The sequence below is a fragment of the Kribbella pratensis genome (assembly GCF_004366075.1).
Classification (GTDB): domain Bacteria; phylum Actinomycetota; class Actinomycetes; order Propionibacteriales; family Kribbellaceae; genus Kribbella; species Kribbella pratensis.
The window spans coordinates 258,216-275,220 of sequence record NZ_SODU01000003.1 but is presented as its reverse complement, the minus strand read 5'-3'; the positions used below and the strand labels follow the sequence as shown (position 1 = coordinate 275,220).

16 protein-coding genes and 1 tRNA gene are annotated in these 17,005 nt (G+C 66.4%); 5 read left to right on the top strand and 12 right to left on the bottom strand.

Going from position 1 to position 17,005, the window contains the following annotated elements; translation table 11 throughout:
- The first annotated feature begins 18 nt into the window (after positions 1–18).
- Positions 19–636: a PPA1309 family protein gene (locus EV137_RS25315; RefSeq protein ID WP_202871150.1), complete on the top strand. Its 618-nt coding sequence runs from the start codon at positions 19–21 to the stop codon at positions 634–636.
- Positions 633–3,623, top strand: a complete 2,991-nt coding sequence (locus tag EV137_RS25310; RefSeq protein ID WP_134131068.1) for a UPF0182 family membrane protein — start codon at positions 633–635, stop codon at positions 3,621–3,623. The genes EV137_RS25315 and EV137_RS25310 overlap by 4 nt, the downstream gene beginning before the upstream one ends.
- A 98-nt stretch (positions 3,624–3,721) precedes the next feature.
- Here EV137_RS25310 and EV137_RS25305 read toward each other — a convergent pair whose 3' ends face one another.
- Together EV137_RS25305 and EV137_RS25300 are read right to left on the bottom strand one after the other, a co-directional pair.
- Entirely contained in the window at positions 3,722–4,306 is a 585-nt protein-coding gene (locus EV137_RS25305) for a hypothetical protein (RefSeq protein ID WP_134007095.1), read from the bottom strand.
- Between the two features lie 119 nt (positions 4,307–4,425).
- Positions 4,426–5,391, bottom strand: coding sequence for a GNAT family N-acetyltransferase (locus EV137_RS25300; protein ID WP_166680015.1), 966 nt, complete (start codon positions 5,389–5,391; stop codon positions 4,426–4,428).
- A gap of 104 nt (positions 5,392–5,495) precedes the next feature.
- Here EV137_RS25300 and EV137_RS25295 point away from each other — a divergent pair.
- Together EV137_RS25295 and EV137_RS25290 are read left to right on the top strand one after the other, a co-directional pair.
- Positions 5,496–5,569: transfer RNA gene (locus EV137_RS25295), tRNA-Met, on the top strand.
- A gap of 258 nt (positions 5,570–5,827) precedes the next feature.
- Positions 5,828–6,535 (top strand): N-acetylmannosamine-6-phosphate 2-epimerase, encoded by a 708-nt coding sequence (locus EV137_RS25290; protein WP_134131067.1) that lies wholly within the window; start codon positions 5,828–5,830, stop codon positions 6,533–6,535.
- A gap of 78 nt (positions 6,536–6,613) precedes the next feature.
- Here EV137_RS25290 and EV137_RS25285 read toward each other — a convergent pair whose 3' ends face one another.
- The 9 genes from EV137_RS25285 to EV137_RS25245 all read right to left on the bottom strand — a co-directional run bounded on the left by EV137_RS25285 (position 6,614) and on the right by EV137_RS25245 (position 15,553).
- On the bottom strand, positions 6,614–8,410 hold the full coding sequence (locus EV137_RS25285) for an ABC transporter ATP-binding protein (protein WP_134131066.1): 1,797 nt from the start codon (positions 8,408–8,410) through the stop codon (positions 6,614–6,616).
- Entirely contained in the window at positions 8,403–10,196 is a 1,794-nt protein-coding gene (locus EV137_RS25280) for an ATP-binding cassette domain-containing protein (RefSeq protein ID WP_238175545.1), read from the bottom strand. Before EV137_RS25280 ends, EV137_RS25285 begins: the two co-directional genes overlap by 8 nt.
- Before the next feature lie 219 nt (positions 10,197–10,415).
- The gene (locus EV137_RS25275; protein ID WP_134131065.1) at positions 10,416–11,201 is read right to left on the bottom strand and encodes a GNAT family N-acetyltransferase; all 786 of its coding nucleotides are present in this window, start codon (positions 11,199–11,201) and stop codon (positions 10,416–10,418) included.
- 54 nt (positions 11,202–11,255) lie between these two features.
- Positions 11,256–12,011 (bottom strand): endonuclease/exonuclease/phosphatase family protein, encoded by a 756-nt coding sequence (locus EV137_RS25270; RefSeq protein WP_375372040.1) that lies wholly within the window; start codon positions 12,009–12,011, stop codon positions 11,256–11,258.
- Positions 12,008–12,331: a putative quinol monooxygenase gene (locus EV137_RS25265; protein ID WP_134131063.1), complete on the bottom strand. Its 324-nt coding sequence runs from the start codon at positions 12,329–12,331 to the stop codon at positions 12,008–12,010. Before EV137_RS25265 ends, EV137_RS25270 begins: the two co-directional genes overlap by 4 nt.
- Before the next feature lie 48 nt (positions 12,332–12,379).
- Positions 12,380–13,354: a proline racemase family protein gene (locus tag EV137_RS25260; protein WP_134131062.1), complete on the bottom strand. Its 975-nt coding sequence runs from the start codon at positions 13,352–13,354 to the stop codon at positions 12,380–12,382.
- A gap of 84 nt (positions 13,355–13,438) precedes the next feature.
- Positions 13,439–13,636, bottom strand: coding sequence for a hypothetical protein (locus EV137_RS25255; RefSeq protein WP_134007109.1), 198 nt, complete (start codon positions 13,634–13,636; stop codon positions 13,439–13,441).
- A gap of 233 nt (positions 13,637–13,869) precedes the next feature.
- Positions 13,870–14,643 (bottom strand): ABC transporter permease, encoded by a 774-nt coding sequence (locus tag EV137_RS25250; protein WP_134131061.1) that lies wholly within the window; start codon positions 14,641–14,643, stop codon positions 13,870–13,872.
- Positions 14,644–14,653: 10 nt separating this feature from the next.
- Positions 14,654–15,553: an ATP-binding cassette domain-containing protein gene (locus EV137_RS25245; RefSeq protein WP_134131060.1), complete on the bottom strand. Its 900-nt coding sequence runs from the start codon at positions 15,551–15,553 to the stop codon at positions 14,654–14,656.
- 82 nt (positions 15,554–15,635) lie between these two features.
- Between EV137_RS25245 and EV137_RS25240 the strand changes: the two genes are divergently transcribed.
- A complete protein-coding gene (locus EV137_RS25240; protein WP_238175544.1) occupies positions 15,636–16,388 on the top strand; it encodes a TetR/AcrR family transcriptional regulator in 753 nt (250 codons plus the stop codon).
- Here the strand turns inward: EV137_RS25240 and EV137_RS25235 are convergent.
- A complete protein-coding gene (locus EV137_RS25235; protein WP_134131059.1) occupies positions 16,375–17,004 on the bottom strand; it encodes a nucleoside/nucleotide kinase family protein in 630 nt (209 codons plus the stop codon). The genes EV137_RS25240 and EV137_RS25235 overlap by 14 nt on opposite strands.
- Position 17,005: the final 1 nt, after the last annotated feature.

Sequence of the window (17,005 nt, the reverse complement as noted above, 5' to 3'; positions counted from 1 at the left end):
AAGGGAAGATCTGCCGGCATGGATTCCGTAGGCACGCTGCCACCGGACGCGCTCAGCCGCGCGGTGGTCGAGATCGAGAAGCACGTGAGCAGCGCGGGCTGGGACCAGCCCGCGCAGTTGTTCGCGCTGGTTCCGACGGCGGATCTGCTCCGCGCCGAACCGAACCTTGCCGCCGAACTCGGCGCCGAGGACGCATCGCAACCGCTGACCCCGGTCGCCCAGGGCGAACTGCCGGGCGGTGTCGAGGACGACCATCTCGCCGACACGCTGGGCCGGATCGAATGGCCGGACGGCGTCGCCGGATGCGCACTGGCGATCGAGCGGATCGTGCTGCCCGCGGCGGCCGAGTCCGGCCTGTCCAGCGTCGAGTCGGACGCCGAGCTGGCCCGGCTGGCCGGCAGCGATCCGCGCCGGCACGAGGTCCGGATGGTCGCAGCGGTGCTCCGGGAAGGAACCCGGTTCGGCGCCGTCCGGTTGCGCGCCCACGACGAGGACAGTGCAGTGCTCACCGGTGTCGACTTGGTCCCCACGCTGTGCGAAGTACTGTCTTTGACATTCGAACCTTCGGCCGGCATCCGGTCGGGCGAGGGTCCTGGGGTCGACGGCATGAGCGACGACGAGGAGAAGCGACCATGAGCGACGGCGTCTATGACATGCCGGAAGAGCCGCCGGCCCGCAGGACCCGGCGAACAGGTGGCCGCCCGCGCGCTCTGCTGCCGACGATCGCGACGCTGATCGTCCTGCTCATCCTGTTCAGCGTCTTCACCGACGTCTGGACCCAGCGGCTCTGGTACCGATCGGTCGACCTCGGCTCGGTGTTCAGCACCGTGCTCGGCACCCGCGTGCTGCTGTTCGTGATCGTCGGTCTGCTGATGGCGGCCGCGGTCGTCGCGAACATCGTCGTCGCCTTCCGCACCCGTCCCCGGGTAGCGCTCGCTCCGTCGCCCAGCCCCGGTTTCGAGCGGTACGGCGATCTGCTGCAGCAGCACGGGAAGATCGCGGTCGGCGTCGTCGCGACCCTGATGCTGGTCTTCGGCGGCTCCGCAGCGTCGGGGGAGTGGAAGGTCTTCCTGGCCTGGCGGAACCGGACCCCCTTCGGCGTCACCGACAAGCACTTCAACAAGGACATCGCGTTCTTCGTCTTCGACTACCCGTGGCTGCGCGTGCTGCTCGGCTTCGGCTACTCGATCGTCCTGCTGTCGCTGGTCGCCGCGATCATCACGCATTACCTGTACGGCGGCTTCCGCCCGTCCGCCAAGGGACAGAAGGCCTCCGGTGCGGCGCAGGTGCAGTTCTCGGTGCTGCTCGGCCTGCTTGTTCTGCTCAAGGCCTTCAGCTACTGGCTGGACCGGTTCGGTCTCACGACCTCGGACGCCAAGCTGTTCACGGGTGTCTCCTACACCGGCGACCACGCCGTCCTGCCGAGCAAGGAGATCCTGGCCGTTATCGCGGTCCTGTGTGCGATCTTGTTCTTCGCCAACGTGGTCCGCCGGACCTGGCTGCTTCCCGGCGTGGGAACAGTCGTGCTGATCCTGTCGGCGATCCTCCTCGGTGCGCTCTGGCCGGCCGCTCTCCAGCAGTTGCGGGTGCGACCGAGCGAGCCGGTGAAGGAAGCGCCGTACATCAAGAAGAACATCGACGCCACCCGCCAGGCGTACGGACTCGAGGACACCGCTGTCACCGAGTACAACGCGAAAACCACAGCGAAGCCGGAGGAGCTGACGGCCGATGCCGAGGTCCTGCCGGGTATCCGGCTGATCGACCCGACCGTGATCGGCCCGACCTTCGAGCAGCTCCAGCAGGTCCGTGGCTTCTACTCGTTCCCGACCGATCTCGACGTCGACCGGTACAACATCAAGGGCAAGGTCAACGACACGGTCCTCGCGGTCCGCGAGGTCCAGGTCGACCGTCTGCCGGCCGGGCAGCGCAACTGGAACAACGACCACACCGTCTACACCCACGGCTACGGAGTCGTGGCCGCGAACGGGAATCAGTCGCAGGGCGGTACTCCGGTGTGGACCGAGAAGGACCTGCCACCGACCGGCGATCTCGGCAAGTACGAGCCGCGGATCTACTTCGGCGAGCAGTCGCCGGACTACTCGATCGTCGGCGCCCCCGCGGGGGGCCAGAAGGTCGAGCTCGACACGCCGGAAGGACAGAAAGGCGGCGACCCGACGCTGAACACCTATGAGGGCAAGGGCGGCGTCCCGATCGGCTCGTTCGGCAACCGGTTGCTGTATGCAACAAAGTTCCGGGACGCGAACATCCTGCTCTCCAGCCGGGTGAACCCGGAGTCGAAGATCCTCTACGACCGGACCCCGCGCGAGCGGGTCGAGAAGGCGGCCCCGTGGCTGACGCCGGACGGTGACCCGTACCCGGCGATCGTCGACGGCCAGGTGGTCTGGATCGTCGACGGCTACACCACTTCGGACAACTATCCGTACTCCGAGAAGGTCGACCTGGACGTGAGCACCAGGGATACCACCACCGGCCGCGGGACGATCGCACAGCAGCCGAGCGAGAAGATCAACTACATCCGCAACTCGGTCAAAGCTGTCGTCAACGCCTATGACGGATCCGTCGAGCTGTATGCCTGGGACGAGAAGGACCCGGTGCTGAAGACCTGGATGAAGGCATTCCCCGGCACGGTCAAGCCGCGCTCGGACATCTCGCCGGCCCTGATGTCGCACCTGCGCTACCCCGAGGACATGTTCAAGGTGCAGCGCGATCTGCTCGCGAAGTACCACGTCCAGGACGCCGGCACCTGGTACCAGAACAGCGACCTGTGGCGGGTGCCGGACGACCCGACCGCGGTCTCCTCCGGTGGCGACTCGGCGACGCATATCAGCCAGCCTCCCTTCTATCTCTCGTTGCGGATGCCCGATCAGACCGAGCCGAAGTTCTCGCTGACGTCGGTGTACGTACCGAACGGCGAACGGGAGAACCTGACGGCGTTCGTGGCCGTCGATGCCGAGGCCACCTCGCCGGACTACGGCAAGTTCCGCGTCCTGCGATTGCCGGGGAACCTGCAGATACCTGGTCCGGGGCAGGTCTACAACAAGTTCCAGACCGACGAAGGCATCAGACAGGCGTTGCTGCCGATCAACCAGCCGAACAGCGGAGCAAGAGCGCAGTACGGCAACCTGCTGACGCTGCCGCTCGGCGGTGGTCTGCTCTACGTCCAGCCGGTCTACTCCGTCCGGACCAGCGGGCAGGGTAGTTATCCCGTCCTGCGGTACGTCCTGGTGTCCTTCGGCGACGGCGTCGCCTACGGCGGGACGCTGCAGGAAGCCCTCACGAAGGTCTTCAAGACCAGCGTCGACACCGGTGAGCTACCTCCAGGAACGCAGAAACCGCCCACTACGCAGCAGCCGAACCAGACGGTCAAGCAGGCCATCGCCGACGCACAGGCCGCATGGACCCGGGCGCAGACAGCCCTCAAGAACGGCGACCTCGCCGGCTACCAGACGAACCTCAACCAGATGAAGGCCGCGCTCGACCGTGCCGCCGCCGGTGCAGCAGAGACGCCTGCCCCGACACCATCGGCGACGCCGTCCGCGAATCCGTCGAACCCACCGGCGTCGACGACACCGACAAGTCCACCGACCTCACCGGCAGGCTGAGCCCGCAGGCTGGTTCCGGGGCGGCGACACCGACATCAGTCGGCGTCGCCGCCTCGTTCGTTTCGCCCGCCCGCTCGCGCGGCTGGTTGCCTACGGCATCAGGTCGTCGGCTCCGGGTGGAACCCGGCCGCTGTATCGAGCACGTCCTCGTCGGTGAAGCGCTCGTGGTCGATCGTGACCTCGGCCGCGACGCCAGGCTCGATGAAGTAGAAGACCTCGTTGCCGGCGAACAGGCCGTCGTACCCGCCGACCTTGACCGGTTCGAGCTGCCAGTCGCCCGGCTCCTTCTCCTCGTACTCGACCAGGAAGTCCTTCACTGCCTCGAGATCGGTGAGTTTCTCGCCGCGGAGGGTCTTCACGGTCAGATCGACCTTGAACGCTCCCTCCGGATCCGGTCCGGTCTCCCAGACCCGGCTGTGGAAGGACACGTCCTCCCACTCGTACTCGAAGTCGCTCGGCGTGCCGAGGCCGTCGGGAAGGTTCTCGATCACGAAGCCGTCCAAGGTGCCAGCCTTCTGCTCGGTCGATGGATGATCCGCGGAGTACGTCGACGACGGGGTGAAAACTGTTGCTGAGGCAGGGACTGTCGTCGAGAGCCCGAGTGCGGCCAGGAAGACCGCGCCTCCGATCACGATACGGCGGGCGGACGGCACGGCTCGGGAACGAAGCGATGAACGCGACATGGCTGCCTCCTGGAAACGGCGGCGCCCCGCCTGCTGCGAGACGCCCTTCGTGACCAAGAAGGTGCAGTGATCGTCCCTCGGCTGAACCGGCGAGTTCGGATCTGTGGACAACCTCGCGGTCAGTGCCCGATCAGCCGATGCAACCGGTGGAACGTCTGCCGGAACCCGAGCCGCGGCCACGCCCGCGACGACAACAGGTTCGTCACTCGCCAGTCGGTCACGACCGACGAGTACCCGGTCTCCGCCGACCACTGCAGCACGGCCTCACCCAGCGCCCGCCCCGCGCCGAGTCCACGAGCCGACGGCAGCACGGCCGCGAACCCGAGGAAACCGGCGTTGTCCGGTTTCGCGAGCCCACTGTGCGCACTCGACTTGTCCAGCGAGCAGCCGACCGACGAGCCGATGACCTCACCGTTGTACGAGGCAACGAAGGTCGCGTAGTCGTGATCGTCGATCGATTCCTCCCAGTCCGCGACCGCTTCCTCCAGAGTCGGCAGCTCGCCGGACGAGAACACCGGCGACAACCCCTGATGCCAGGGCAGTTCCAGGTCGAGTTCCGCGAGTACAGGGATGTCCGCACGCACGGCACGGCGTACGACCAGATCCGAGGGCGGCGAGAGGGGCGAGTCAGGCACAGGTCGTACGGCGTGCGCATGCTGCGAACCGAACGCGAGCCGGAACCAGGCGTCGATCAGCGCGGGGTCGTCGGGCACCAGGACGTAGTGCGCGATGCGGCCGTCGTCGACCCACTTCGCAGCAGCTGCGCCGTACAGGTCGCGAATGTGTTCTGGCTCACGTACGGCGTGACCGGCGGCCTCGACCCAGATGTTCGGACCCCAGACAGGTGACTGCTTCGGAGCAGCGAGCAGATAGCCGGTGATCTCGCCGCCTTCGACCATCACCGCGCCGGACGCACCCTCGGTCTCCCAGGCGGCCGTCACTTCGACCAGCGCCAGTTGCTCGTCCTCGTAGTCAGCGGGAAGCAATGGGTGACGCTTGCGATGCGCCTGATGCCGCTCAGCGAGCAGACCCGCCGCGGCCGGCAGATCCGTCTCCTCGAACGGACGAACGACGTGTCGGGACATACTCGGACGGTACGCCGCCGAGCCGCCGGCAGACACGGGTTTTCGGCGCACCGGGAACCGATTTGGTTGCTCGGCCCAGATCCTCTAAACTAAAGACACAACGACGCGGGGTGGAGCAGCTCGGTAGCTCGCTGGGCTCATAACCCAGAGGTCGCAGGTTCAAATCCTGCCCCCGCTACTTGGGAAGGCCCTCTGATCAGGAAACTGGTCAGAGGGCCTTCGTCATTCGCGCCGATCTGGGCGACCGCGGTATAAACGGAGGCGTCGCCGAGCTCGGGGAGCCGTGCCGGCGACAGGTCGAGCAGGCGATCCGCCGCCATTGTCTGCCTGGCCCGGGCGGGCAGGTCGAGGTCCTGCGCGGCCGGCTGGGTTCGCTGGCCGGCGTGCTCGGTGCAGCCGCCCTCCTTGCCGCGCCCCTCGATGCGATCGGAGCAGGATGACGATCAACGCCGTCAACGACGTGCTGGAGCGGATCCGGGGTGGACTGGTTGTCTCCTGCCAGGCACGGGGCTCGGATCCGTTGCGCGACTCCCGGGTCATCGCCGCCATGTCGGCGAGTACGGTGCAGGGTGGTGCGGTCGGACTCCGGCTGGAGGGGCCGGCCGACATCCGCGCTGTCCGCCCGCTGGTCGACGTACCGATCATCGGGCTCTGGAAGGTCGACCTCGAGCCCAGCGACGTCTACATCACGCCGACTGTGCAGCACGCCCAGGAGGTCGTGGCCGCCGGGGCAACCATCGTCGCGCTGGACGGGACGGCGCGACCTCGTCCGGACGGCAACCCACTGATCCGCAGCATCGAGGCAATCCATGAGGCCGGAGCTCTGGTGATGGCCGACGTGTCGACGCTCGCGGAGGGTGAAGCGGCCGAAGCGCTCGGCGCCGACGTGGTCTCCACAACCCTGTCCGGCTACACACCGGACAGCCCACAGGTGGAAGCCCCAGACCTGACCCTGGTCGGTGAACTGGCCAGGCGCGTGCAGATCCCGGTTGTCGCCGAAGGTCGATACCGCACTCCCTTCCAAGCAACGCAAGCCCTGTCCGCCGGTGCCTGGGCAGTTGTCGTCGGCACCGCAATCACTGCGCCCGGCTGGATCACCAGCCAGTTCGTTCGCCGCCTGCAGCAGGTCGAAGACCAGAATTAGCGGCCGCGGTGCTGCTGACGCGTAGCGCGATCGACCCCGAGGCACTGACCGAGGACTGCGGCGTCTCAGCTATACGGCTCAGCGGTAGGCGGAGGCTTGGAGGTTGAAGAGTTCGGCGTAGAGGCCGTTCTTGTGGAGCAGTTCTTCGTGGGAGCCGTGTTCTGCGATCGTCCCGCGCTGGAGAACGATGATGCTGTCGGCCATGCGCACTGTGGAGAATCTGTGGGAGACCAGGACAGTAATGGAGCCGGCGCGCTCTCGGAGATGATGTGCAGCCTGGGTCCACGCTTCGAAGAGGCGGTGCTCGGTTTCGGGGTCCAGGGCTGCTGAGGGCTCGTCGAGGAGCAGTAAGGCAGGAGCTGGGCGCATCATTGCTCTGGCGATGGCGAGCTTCTGCCATTGGCCTCCGGACAAGTCGACCCCGGCCGGCCAGCCTGAGCCGAGCTGTGTGTCGAGCCCGCGGGGCAGGGCGGACAGTACGTCGGTGGCTGCGGCGCGTTCGAGCGCATCAAGGACCAACAGGTCGGTGTCAGCGTTTTCGATGTCTCCGAGCGCAACGGTTTCGCGCACCAGAAACTCGAAGCGGGCGTGATCTTGGAACGCAGCAGAGACTCTGTGCTGCCATCGGGTGAGTTCGACCGAGCCTAGATCCTCCCCGTCGATGGTGATGCTGCCGTTGGTCGGGCTGTAGAGGCCCGCAAGGAGTTTGACCAGAGTCGACTTGCCGGCGCCGTTCTCGCCGACGATGGCGATTGTCGAGCCGGCGGGCAGGTCCACATCAATCTCCTCGAGGGCAGGCTGCGCTGCGCCGTCGTACTGGTAGGAAACGTTGCGCAGCGAGATGCCGTGCTCAAGCCGCTGCGGCACAGGACGATGGCCCCGAGCCGCGTGGCCGAAGAGGTCCTGCAGGCGGACGAAACGGTCGGCGGCGACCAGACTTCGGATTGTGAGCTGTAGGACCTCACTGGAACCGCTGACCAGCCCTAGCACCTGACCGGCCAGCACCGCGATCAGCGCGGCTTCGCCGATGGTTGCCTCGCCAATGGTGACTTGCCGCACCACAAGAGCGATGGAAGCGATGTATCCGGCGATGAAGACCAGTCGTCCGGCGAGACTCCAGCCGGCGGCCTGGAGCTGGGCTCGTCCATGAAGGCGTCGAATCTGGTGGTGGGCCCGCTGAAACCTGCGCAGCATCTCCGCTTGCAACCTGAACAGGCGGACCTCCTTCGCGCCGCCGGGCGTGGCCGTCAGCTCGACGAGATGCTCAGCAAGCCGGGCGGGTTCGGCTGCGCGCCGGCCACTGTCGCGGAAGATGCGGCTTGTCTTGAAGCTGACGAGCAGCGACGGCACTGCGAACAACGGCAGAGCGAGGAGGAGTGGATCGACAAGCACCATGAGGACCGCGGTCGTGACGATCTGCACGGTGACGGCGCAGAGTTCGACCATCCTCGGCAGGACCTGACTGAGCTGATGGCCTTCTCGTTGGAACGCATGCAGCTCGTTCAGGTGGTGGGGGTTCTCGTGGAGTTCCAGCGTTGGCGCGGCGCTGACCAGGTTGAGGATCTGCGCGTTCATCAGGTACCGTGTGTGATCGCGGAGCCGAGACTGGGCACGCTGTCCGCCGTAGGCCACAGCGACACTGGCGGCAATCGAGACGACGCCTCCGACAGCGCCGACCCCCAGGGGAAGTGGACTGCCGGTGTGGATGCCATCCACGATGAACTTCAGCCACAGACCGTAGAACGACTGCGTGATCGCCCCAAGCCCGGCCAGGACGAACGCGAGCACCGCCGCTGCGCGATCTGCTTGCCAAGCTAGGCGCAGCATCGTTGTGATGACGCGCCGGCGGCTGGTACGACGGGAGTTCTCAGTCATCGATGTCCTCCTCGGCGTTGGAACTGAACCGCATCGCTTGCTTGCGGAACATGCGTGCGTAGGTTCCGTCGGCCGCGAGGAGCTGTTCATGACTGCCGTCTTCGGTGACCTGTCCGCCGTCAAGCACGATGATCCGGCTGGAGCGGCGGATCGTGGAGAAGCGATGGCTGATCACGACGCTGGTCAAGCCGGACGTGAGATCGAGGAACCTGTCGTAGATGTCCGCCTCGGCGCGTCCGTCGAGTTGCGCGGTTGGTTCGTCGAGAACGAGAATGCGCGCGCCACCTTGAACCGCCATGAGTGACCTGGCGAGGGCTATCCGCTGCCACTGTCCACCCGACAGGTCGACTCCACTCTCGAGCCGGGGAGAAAGCGTCGTGTCCAGACCATGCGGGAGCGCGCCGAGGATGGCATCCGCGCCGGCTCGTACGGCGGAGCGCTCGATTTCCCCGTCGATCGTTGGCTGTGCCAACTGCTCGACTGCGCCGAGACCGATGTTGTCCCGCGCGGACATCTCGTAGTGGACGAAGTCCTGGAAGATCGCTGCCACGGACTTCCGCCACGATTCCTGATCGAGCTCGCGAAGATCGGTTCCGTCGATGAGGATCCGGCCACTCTGCGGTACTTCGAGCCCCGTGAGTAGCTTGGTCAACGTTGTCTTGCCTGCTCCGTTCAGGCCGACGATGCCAAGCGACGTACCCGCCCGGATCTCGAGGTTCAGCCGATCGAAGATAACTCTGCCGGACTCGGGATATCCGAAGGTCACCTCCTCGAACACGATCGACTCCGTCGGACGTCCTGATGCCCTGGCAGTGCCAGAGTGTGTCGTGGCGTGGTGGGAAACGAGGTGTTCCAGCTCAAGAACGACCGGGACGCGACTAGCGCCGTACTCGATGAGATCGTCACCGCACTGATCGGCGAGAAGGCTCATGCCGAGCATGCCTTGGAGCAGCAGTACGACAGAGCCGACGCCGAGGTCTGACCGTGTGGCCAGGGCGATGACGGCGGCATTGACCACAACGACGAGGGCTAGGAGCACGGCCAGCGGGCGCTGTCCGACTTTGCGGGCCTTGGCCAGCTCCGCGAGTATGCGAGCCGTTTGGCAACCGTACCGATCCGACAACCAGCCGGTGAGACCGAAGATGCGGACCTCTTTGGCCCACTCCTGACGCAAGCCGATCCGATGCGTGTAGCTCGCGGCGTGTACGGCGTCTTCCCAGGTGAACTGGTCGGAGCGACGCATGTTCGCCTGCAGCCTGTTGCCGACCAGGATCCAGACCAGGCCCAGGATTGCGGCGGCCGGGGTGGAGACGGTGGCCACCAGCACAGCGGCCGCGAGACCCTGGGCTTGCAGGGGCCACTTCATGCTCAAGCCGTCGACCAGGTCCCCGGGTTCGAGGCCCGCGATGCGCACGGCACGGTCAGTCTTGGCGGCCAGGTCGGACCGCTCGAAGATGTCCAAGGTGCCTGCGCCGAGAGCGGCCCGGATCACGCGACCGATCAGGTGTTCCTCATACCGCCGGTACAGCGCCCAGCGCACCACCTCGTAGGCGGCGCGCGTTATCTCCTGAGCTGCCAGCACAAGCGCGATGCCGGCGAGTGCCGAAACGAGGTCGGCTGCCGCGGGTGAGTTCGGGCCTGACCGGGCGGCAGCGGGAAGGACTGTGATCAGGTGTGCGACCAGCGCCGCGAAGATCGCCGGCCAGATGGCGGTGAGGACGATGCACCCGATCAGCAAGGCGAACCAGCGTGGGAATGCGCGAGCCAGTACGACGACCGCGAGCACGCGCGGCGACCGGAACAGCCGACGCCGTGAATAGTTACCCTGGGTGCACTGCAGGAATGTGACAGCTGCTACCCGCCGTGTCAAACCCTGTTCGGCGAAGCCGCGCGGCGAAGAGCGAGGCGTTAACTGGGAACAGGCGCCGGGGACTGGGGACAGGACATAGCCTGTTCGCAGGCCCCAGCGGGTGTCCCCAGTCCCTCGGATAGGTTGATCGGTGAGCTAGGCGGTCGGCCCGTGCTCGGCTCGCACGGGATTGCTTAGGGTTGCGGTGCGTTCGCGGGCGACCTTGGTGAAGCCGAAGCGGGTGTACCAGGGGACGAGCTCGTCTGAGGTGCCGAGGCCTGCTTGGGTACAGCCCGTGGCGGCTGCGTGGTCCAGGGCGGCTGCTACTACTGCTGAGGCTGCTCCCCGGCCGCGTTCCTCTTGGGGTGTGGCGACTGACCAGAGGTTGGCTGTGTCTCCGGCAGTGACGACGGTTGCTGACGCCACGAGGGTGTCGCCGTCGAAGGCTCCGACGATGTCGGCGGCGCCCGTGCCGTGGAAGAAGCCGGTGAGACCGTCTGGGTCGTCGTACACGCCTCCGACCATGCGGAGCAGTCGGGCTCGTTCCTCAGAAGTGCTGATGATTCCGGTGGTGAACTCTGAGGGTGATGACGGCGGGCGGTTGGCGAGATCGCAGAGCATCAAGGGCGCGGTGTTGGTGGACGTCGGATGGAGCTCGTCGAGTGCCGCCGCGAGATCCGGGCGATCGAGGACGCGGAGGGAGAGGTCGCAGCCGTCCTGAGGGGTCGGTGAGCCCAGGGCCAGGCGAATCGACCGGGTCATTGCCTCGCTCGACGGCGCACTCAGGAACAGTTGATGCGCGATCTTGCCGGGCCGACCGGTCCACCAGAAGCAGTCGGCGTCGCCGTGCTGTTCCCAGGTGAATACCCTGTCGGCCGACGGCAGCTCCGCCAACCGGCGCCAGCCGATCACCGCGGCATCCCAGACAACCTGTCCGTTCATCCTGAAGCCCCTTCGCGAGAGAGCCGTCAGGATATTCCGGACGTCCCGCGCCTCTTAGATCAGCAGACGGACGGTCAGGCCGAGGTGGTCACTGGGGTAGCTGTCGTCGAGGTGGGCGGATTCGACCGTCAGCTTCGGACCGGAGAGTAGAACGAAGTCGATGCAGTGCGGGGGTCTGTCCGGAGGGAGATAGGCCTGGTGGAAGGTCGGTGGGCAGTCGTCGCCGAAGGCGTCGGTCAGGCGGGAGCTGCCGAGGAAGTCGCGGTACAGCGAGCTGTCGCGGGCGATGTTGAAGTCGCCGGTGAGGACCGCCGGCTCTTCAACGGTTCCGGCGTACTGCGCCAGCGTCGTCAACTGGGTCTGTTGGAGCCCGTGGTAGCGGCTTGTTGGAGACCAGTCCCCGTCGCGGTTGGCCGAGAGGTGGGTGTTGAGGATTGTGATGCCCGGGAGGCCTGTGCGCAGCATGCCCTGGAGCGATGCGGTCAGGCGAGTCATGCGTGGCAAAGCTCTGATTTCAGCGACCGGAGGAGTCGGGAAACGCTTGTAGGTGGTGCCTGTGACGGGGTGGCGCGAGAACGTCACCAGGCCGCCTGCCGGGCCGGCTGCGGACGGGCGGAAGCTGGCGCGGTACGACGGCATCGACGTGCGCAATAGGCGCAGGTGGTAGTAGGTGAACACCTCCTGCAGGTTGACCACGTCTGTGTCGGACGTCTCGAAGGCCTTGGCGATCGCGGTGTAACGGGAGCGTAGGTCGGAGCTGAAGAGTGGGACGCCGCGGGTGTTGAGGGAAGCGACTGTCAAACGAGTCACTTGACGGCGAGTTCGCCGAGTTCGGACCAGGTGTTTTGGGGGAGTTTGAAGTTGACGATGCGGGGGGTTTCGACCAGGTGGGGTGGGAGGTGTTGCTGGGCGGCCCTGAAGTGGTCGGAGGTGACGTGGTGTGTGGCGGCGTCGTCGTCGGCGAAGGCTTCTACGAGGACGTACTCGTTCACGTCGTCGACGGAGCGGGACCAGTCGAACCACAGGCAGCCGGGTTCTTCGCGGGTTGCGGTGGTGAAGTCGGCGGTGATGGTCGTCCAGTTGTCGGCGTGCTCGGGCTTCACGCGGAACTTCGCGGTGATGAAGATCATGAGGACAAACCTAACCGTCACCGCAGCGACGGCGGTCGCAATCTGAGATCAGCGAAGGGTGAACCCGGTGCCGAGGGCGTCGCGTGGATCCAGGGTGAACGTCGCCGTGCCGGTCCGGTAGGCGGTGCCCGTGATTTCGGTGATGACGCCCTCCGGGGTCTCCTCGACGACACGGCCGAGGAACGTCGTACCGATGATGGAGTCGTGGCGCAGGACCTCGCCCGTGCGCAGGTGTCCTTCGTTGTGCAGCAGGGCCAGGCGTGCCGACGTACCTGAGCCGCAAGGGGAGCGGTCGGCCTCACCGTCGGCGAACACCGCAAGGTTGCGCTGGTGCGCCGGCCCGAGATCGTCGTACAGGATCGTTCCGTAGAGACCGCTCAAGCGAGGATCGTGAGGATGTACGGCGACCGCGTCCAAGGCCCACTTGATCTCGCGGCCGATCGCGATCAGGTCCGCGTAACACGCCGGCGTCACCGACAGACCGACTGACGAGGCGAGGACGGACGCGTAGAACGCCCCGCCGTAGCTGATGTCCGCCAACACCTCCCCGCGCGCCGTCGGCACCTGCACGCCACGGCTCAGCACGTACGACGAAACGTTGCGGAAGGCAACGCTCACCACCGAACCACCGGCGCAACTGACCCGAGCGGTCACCCGGCCCGACGGTACGTCGATGACAACATCCGTCTCGCCATCAGCAGCTACCTGGACCAGACCGCTTTCGACCGCCCAGGTCGCGAGCGCGATCGTCCCGTGCCCGCACGCGGTCGAGTACCCGTCCTTGTGCCAGAACACCACGCCGAAGTCGGCGCCGTCGTCATCACCCGGTACGACGAACCCGCCGTACATGTCCGCATGACCACGCGGCTCGTTCACCAGCAACCGCCGTACGGCGTCGATCGCCTCGGACGACTGCGCCACGACCCGGCGGTCCGCCACGGAGGTTCCCGGGATCTCGACCGAGGTCACGATCCGGAACGGCTCCCCGGCCGTGTGATAGTCCACAACAGTGACGTCGTCCACGCATCCACCCTAAACAGACAAAACCGCCGGCCGCCCCGGTAGCACGGGGCAGGCGGCGGTTCGAGCGGCCTGAACGGATTCGGGTCAGGCGGCTTGCAGTACGCGGTTCCGGGCGGCCCAGACGGCTCGGCGCAGTTTGGCCTTGTCCGGGTAGCCGGCCTCGCGGCCGACCAGGTAGACGTCGTGGTTGCTCATCTTGACCATGCCTGCCACGTACCAGACCGGGCTCCCCTCGGCCAGCATGGTGACGATCATGTTCCGGACGTCGGTGGTGATGTTCATTCTGACCCTCTCCTTTGGTCGCTCTTACTGATACGTCGGACCAGAGGGGCCGGATTCGACACGACCTCGAAAGAAAAAATCGGGAAAACAAAGCGCCCCGATCGATGACCGGGGCGCTCGTCCGTGTGGGTCCCGGGGGGAGTGGGACCACCACACGTTGGGGGGGACCTTGACGTTAACCCGACCAAGGGGTCACGCTCAGCAGTTTTCGCCGAACGGCATCAGAAGCTCGTTCAGCGGTTCGACCGTCTCCGATACAGCGAAGTCGCCAGTACGACGGAGAACAGGAGTAGACCACAACACCAGGCGAGTGCGACCCGGCCGTTGCTCTCCATCGGCGTTCCGATCAGCAGGCTGCGGACGGTCTCGATCACCGGTGTGATCGGCTGGTGCTCGCTGATCGGCCGCAACCACGACGGCATCGACTCCGGCTGCACGAACGCGCTGCTCAGGTACGGCAGGAACAGCATGAAGAAGCTGAGCGTGCTGGCCGACTCCACCGATTTCGCGATCACACCGAGCCCCGCTGCGAGCCAGGACAGCGCGACGACGTACAGCAACAGCAGACCGATCGCTGCCAGCCAGTCGACGGCCCCGCCCTCGGGGCGGAACCCCATGGCGAGCGAGGCGAGGATGACGATCGCCGTCGACGTCGCGTTGCGCGCGACGCTTGCGACCACATGCCCGGTCAGTACGGCGAGGCTGTGGATGGGCAGCGAGCGCAGGCGGTCGATCATCCCGCTGTGCATGTCGTCAGCGACCACCATCGCCGTCGACGAGGCGCCGTACCCGGTGGTGAGCAGCAGGATCCCCGGTACGACGTAGTTCACGTACTCCGTCCCCGTGTTGATCGCGCCGCCGAACACGTAGACGAACAGCGCCATCATCAGCAACGGCAGCAGCAGCGACACGAACAACGTGTCGACGTTGCGCCGCGCCAGCCGCACACTGCGGTCGATCATGGTCACCGCGTCCGAGCAGGCGGCGACGACTCCCTGGTGTGACATCAGCAACCTCTCAGGCGGTCAGTGCTAGGAACACGTCATCGAGCGTGGGCCGGTGGGACGAGACCCGCTCCGGCGTCAGCCCGTTGTCACGCAGTACGTCGAGGACCTGGTGCAGGTGCGCCGCCGTACCGTCCGACGGAACGTTCAGCACCAGCTGGTCGACCACACCGCTCAGTACACCGGCCGCTTTCAGCAGCTGCACCTCGTCGGTGAAGCGCAGCTCGATCCGTTCGCCACCGATCTGGGTCTTCAACGCGTCCGCAGTACCACTGGCCACGATGCGTCCCCGGTCGAGCAGCACGATCCGGTCGGCCAGCCGGTCGGCTTCCTCCAGGTACTGCGTGGTGAGCAGGATCGTCGTACCGTCGCGAACCAGCTCGACGATCGCGTCCCACATGGCCGAACGGCTGGCCGGATCGAGCCCCGTCGTCGGCTCGTCCAGGAAGATCACCCGCGGTCGCGCGATCAGGCTCATCGCCAGGTCGAGCTTGCGCCGCATGCCGCCGGAGTACGTCTTCACGCGCCGATCCATCGCGTCGGTGAGCCCGAACTGCTCGAGCAGCTCACCGGTTCGCCGCTGCGCAGTACGCCGGCCGAGGTGCATCAACCGGCCGACCATCACCAGGTTCTCCCGCCCGGTCTGGTTCTCGTCGACCGCGGCGTACTGCCCGGTCAGGCTGATCACGCCGCGGACCTGCGCCGGTTCGCGGAGTACGTCGTACCCCGCGATGGTCGCCGTACCGGAATCCGGGCGGGTCAGCGTGGTCAGGATCCGCACCGTGGTGGTCTTGCCGGCGCCGTTCGGGCCCAGCAACGCGAGCACCGACCCCTCCGCGACGCTCAGGTCGACCCCGGTCAGTACTTCGGTCGCGCCGTACGACTTCCGCAAGCCGGTCGCCTCGACGATCATCGTCCCCTCCTTACTGCGTATCGAATACGCTAAATAGCGTAGCAGGTACGCAGTATGGGCCGGCAAGCCCTAAACTGACCCGGTGGAGAACAACGAGCTGCCGGCCGACGTCGCGCTGATGTGGCGGCTGCGGGAGACGCCGCGGCGCGGGCCGAAACCGTCGCTGACGCTCGACGACATCGTCGCGGCGGCGATCGCGATCGCCGACGAAGACGGCGATCTCGGCGCCGTCTCGATGGCGCGGGTCGCGGAGCGGCTCGGCAATTCCACGATGGCGCTCTACCGGCACGTGAAGAGCAAGGACGACCTGTTCGTCCTCATGTCCGACGCCGCTCTCGAACGTCCCGAACCGCTGCCCGATGGCGTCGACTGGCGCACCGGTCTGACGTTCTGGGCGAACGGCGTCCTGACCGCGATCCGTAAGCACAGGTGGTACGCGAAGGTCCCGATCTCAGGTCCGCCGGCGGGGCCGAACAACCTGGCCTGGTTCGACCTTGCACTCAGCGCGCTCGAGGACACGGGGTTGGCGGAGGAGGCGAAAGTCGGGGTGGTGATGGGCCTGATCACCTACGTCCAGGGAGAGGTGCGGGTCGCGTTCGATCTCGCCGCGGGCTTCGACGAGAATCCGGCGGCCTTCCAGCAGTACGGCGCGATACTCGCGCGGGTCGTGGATCCGCGGGTGTACCCGTCGGTGGCGAAGGTGATCGCCGCGGGTGTCTTCGCGATGGACACCAGCTTCGAGGAGGACAGCGACGCCGACTTCGCTTTCGGTCTGCAGATCTACCTCGACGGGGTCGCCGCGTTCATCGACCGGGTCGGCGTCAAGGGTGGATGATCGCGTCCGCCGCCGGGGCGCTGGCGGCGATCAGCTGCGCGTTGCGTTCGTCCGACCCGTAGGTGCGTTCGTGTGCCTCCTCGGGTGATCTCCCGAAGAGGCGGTGCCGGGCTTCCAGCCGTTCGTGGCGCAGGTCCTCTGGTACTTCGACGTACCAGCACTGGTCGAGCAGATCGCGGACCGTCGACCAGGGCGGCTCGTCCAGCAGCAGGTAGTTGCCTTCCGTCAGGACGAGCGTGACCTCGGCCGCAACGCCGATGCTCGCGGCGATCGAGTCCTCGATGCTGCGGTCGAAGCGCGGCGCCCAGATCTGCTCGTCGGGTGATTCCTTCAACCGCTTGAGCAGCGCGACGAAGCCGTAGCCGTCGAAGGTGCGCGGCGCGCCTTTCACATCGGCCAGTCCTTCAGCTTCCAGAACCGATTGGGCGAGGTGGTAGCCGTCCATCGGTACGAGCGCCACCTTGTGTCCGTCGGCAGTCAGCTTCGCGGCGAGTTGCTCGGCGTACGTCGACTTGCCCGCCGCCGGCGCCCCGGTGATCCCCAGAATCTGCCGCCGCCCCCGCGTCGCCAGTTCGACGGCACGGTCATAGGCGGCGGCTGAGTCCAAGATCTGCACG

Excerpts from the sequence above, each read along its gene's own strand:
- EV137_RS25275 (WP_134131065.1), bottom strand. The coding sequence starts at position 11,201 with ATGAACGGACAGGTTGTCTGGGATGCCGCGGTGATCGGCTGGCGCCGG.
- EV137_RS25310 (WP_134131068.1), top strand. The coding sequence starts at position 633 with ATGAGCGACGGCGTCTATGACATGCCGGAAGAGCCGCCGGCCCGCAGG.
- EV137_RS25255 (WP_134007109.1), bottom strand. The coding sequence starts at position 13,636 with ATGAACATCACCACCGACGTCCGGAACATGATCGTCACCATGCTGGCC.
- EV137_RS25290 (WP_134131067.1), top strand. The coding sequence starts at position 5,828 with ATGACGATCAACGCCGTCAACGACGTGCTGGAGCGGATCCGGGGTGGA.
- EV137_RS25265 (WP_134131063.1), bottom strand. The coding sequence starts at position 12,331 with ATGATCTTCATCACCGCGAAGTTCCGCGTGAAGCCCGAGCACGCCGAC.
- EV137_RS25305 (WP_134007095.1), bottom strand. The coding sequence starts at position 4,306 with ATGTCGCGTTCATCGCTTCGTTCCCGAGCCGTGCCGTCCGCCCGCCGT.
- EV137_RS25250 (WP_134131061.1), bottom strand. The coding sequence starts at position 14,643 with ATGTCACACCAGGGAGTCGTCGCCGCCTGCTCGGACGCGGTGACCATG.
- EV137_RS25285 (WP_134131066.1), bottom strand. The coding sequence starts at position 8,410 with ATGACTGAGAACTCCCGTCGTACCAGCCGCCGGCGCGTCATCACAACG.
- EV137_RS25315 (WP_202871150.1), top strand. The coding sequence starts at position 19 with ATGGATTCCGTAGGCACGCTGCCACCGGACGCGCTCAGCCGCGCGGTG.
- EV137_RS25300 (WP_166680015.1), bottom strand. The coding sequence starts at position 5,391 with ATGTCCCGACACGTCGTTCGTCCGTTCGAGGAGACGGATCTGCCGGCC.
- EV137_RS25245 (WP_134131060.1), bottom strand. The coding sequence starts at position 15,553 with ATGATCGTCGAGGCGACCGGCTTGCGGAAGTCGTACGGCGCGACCGAA.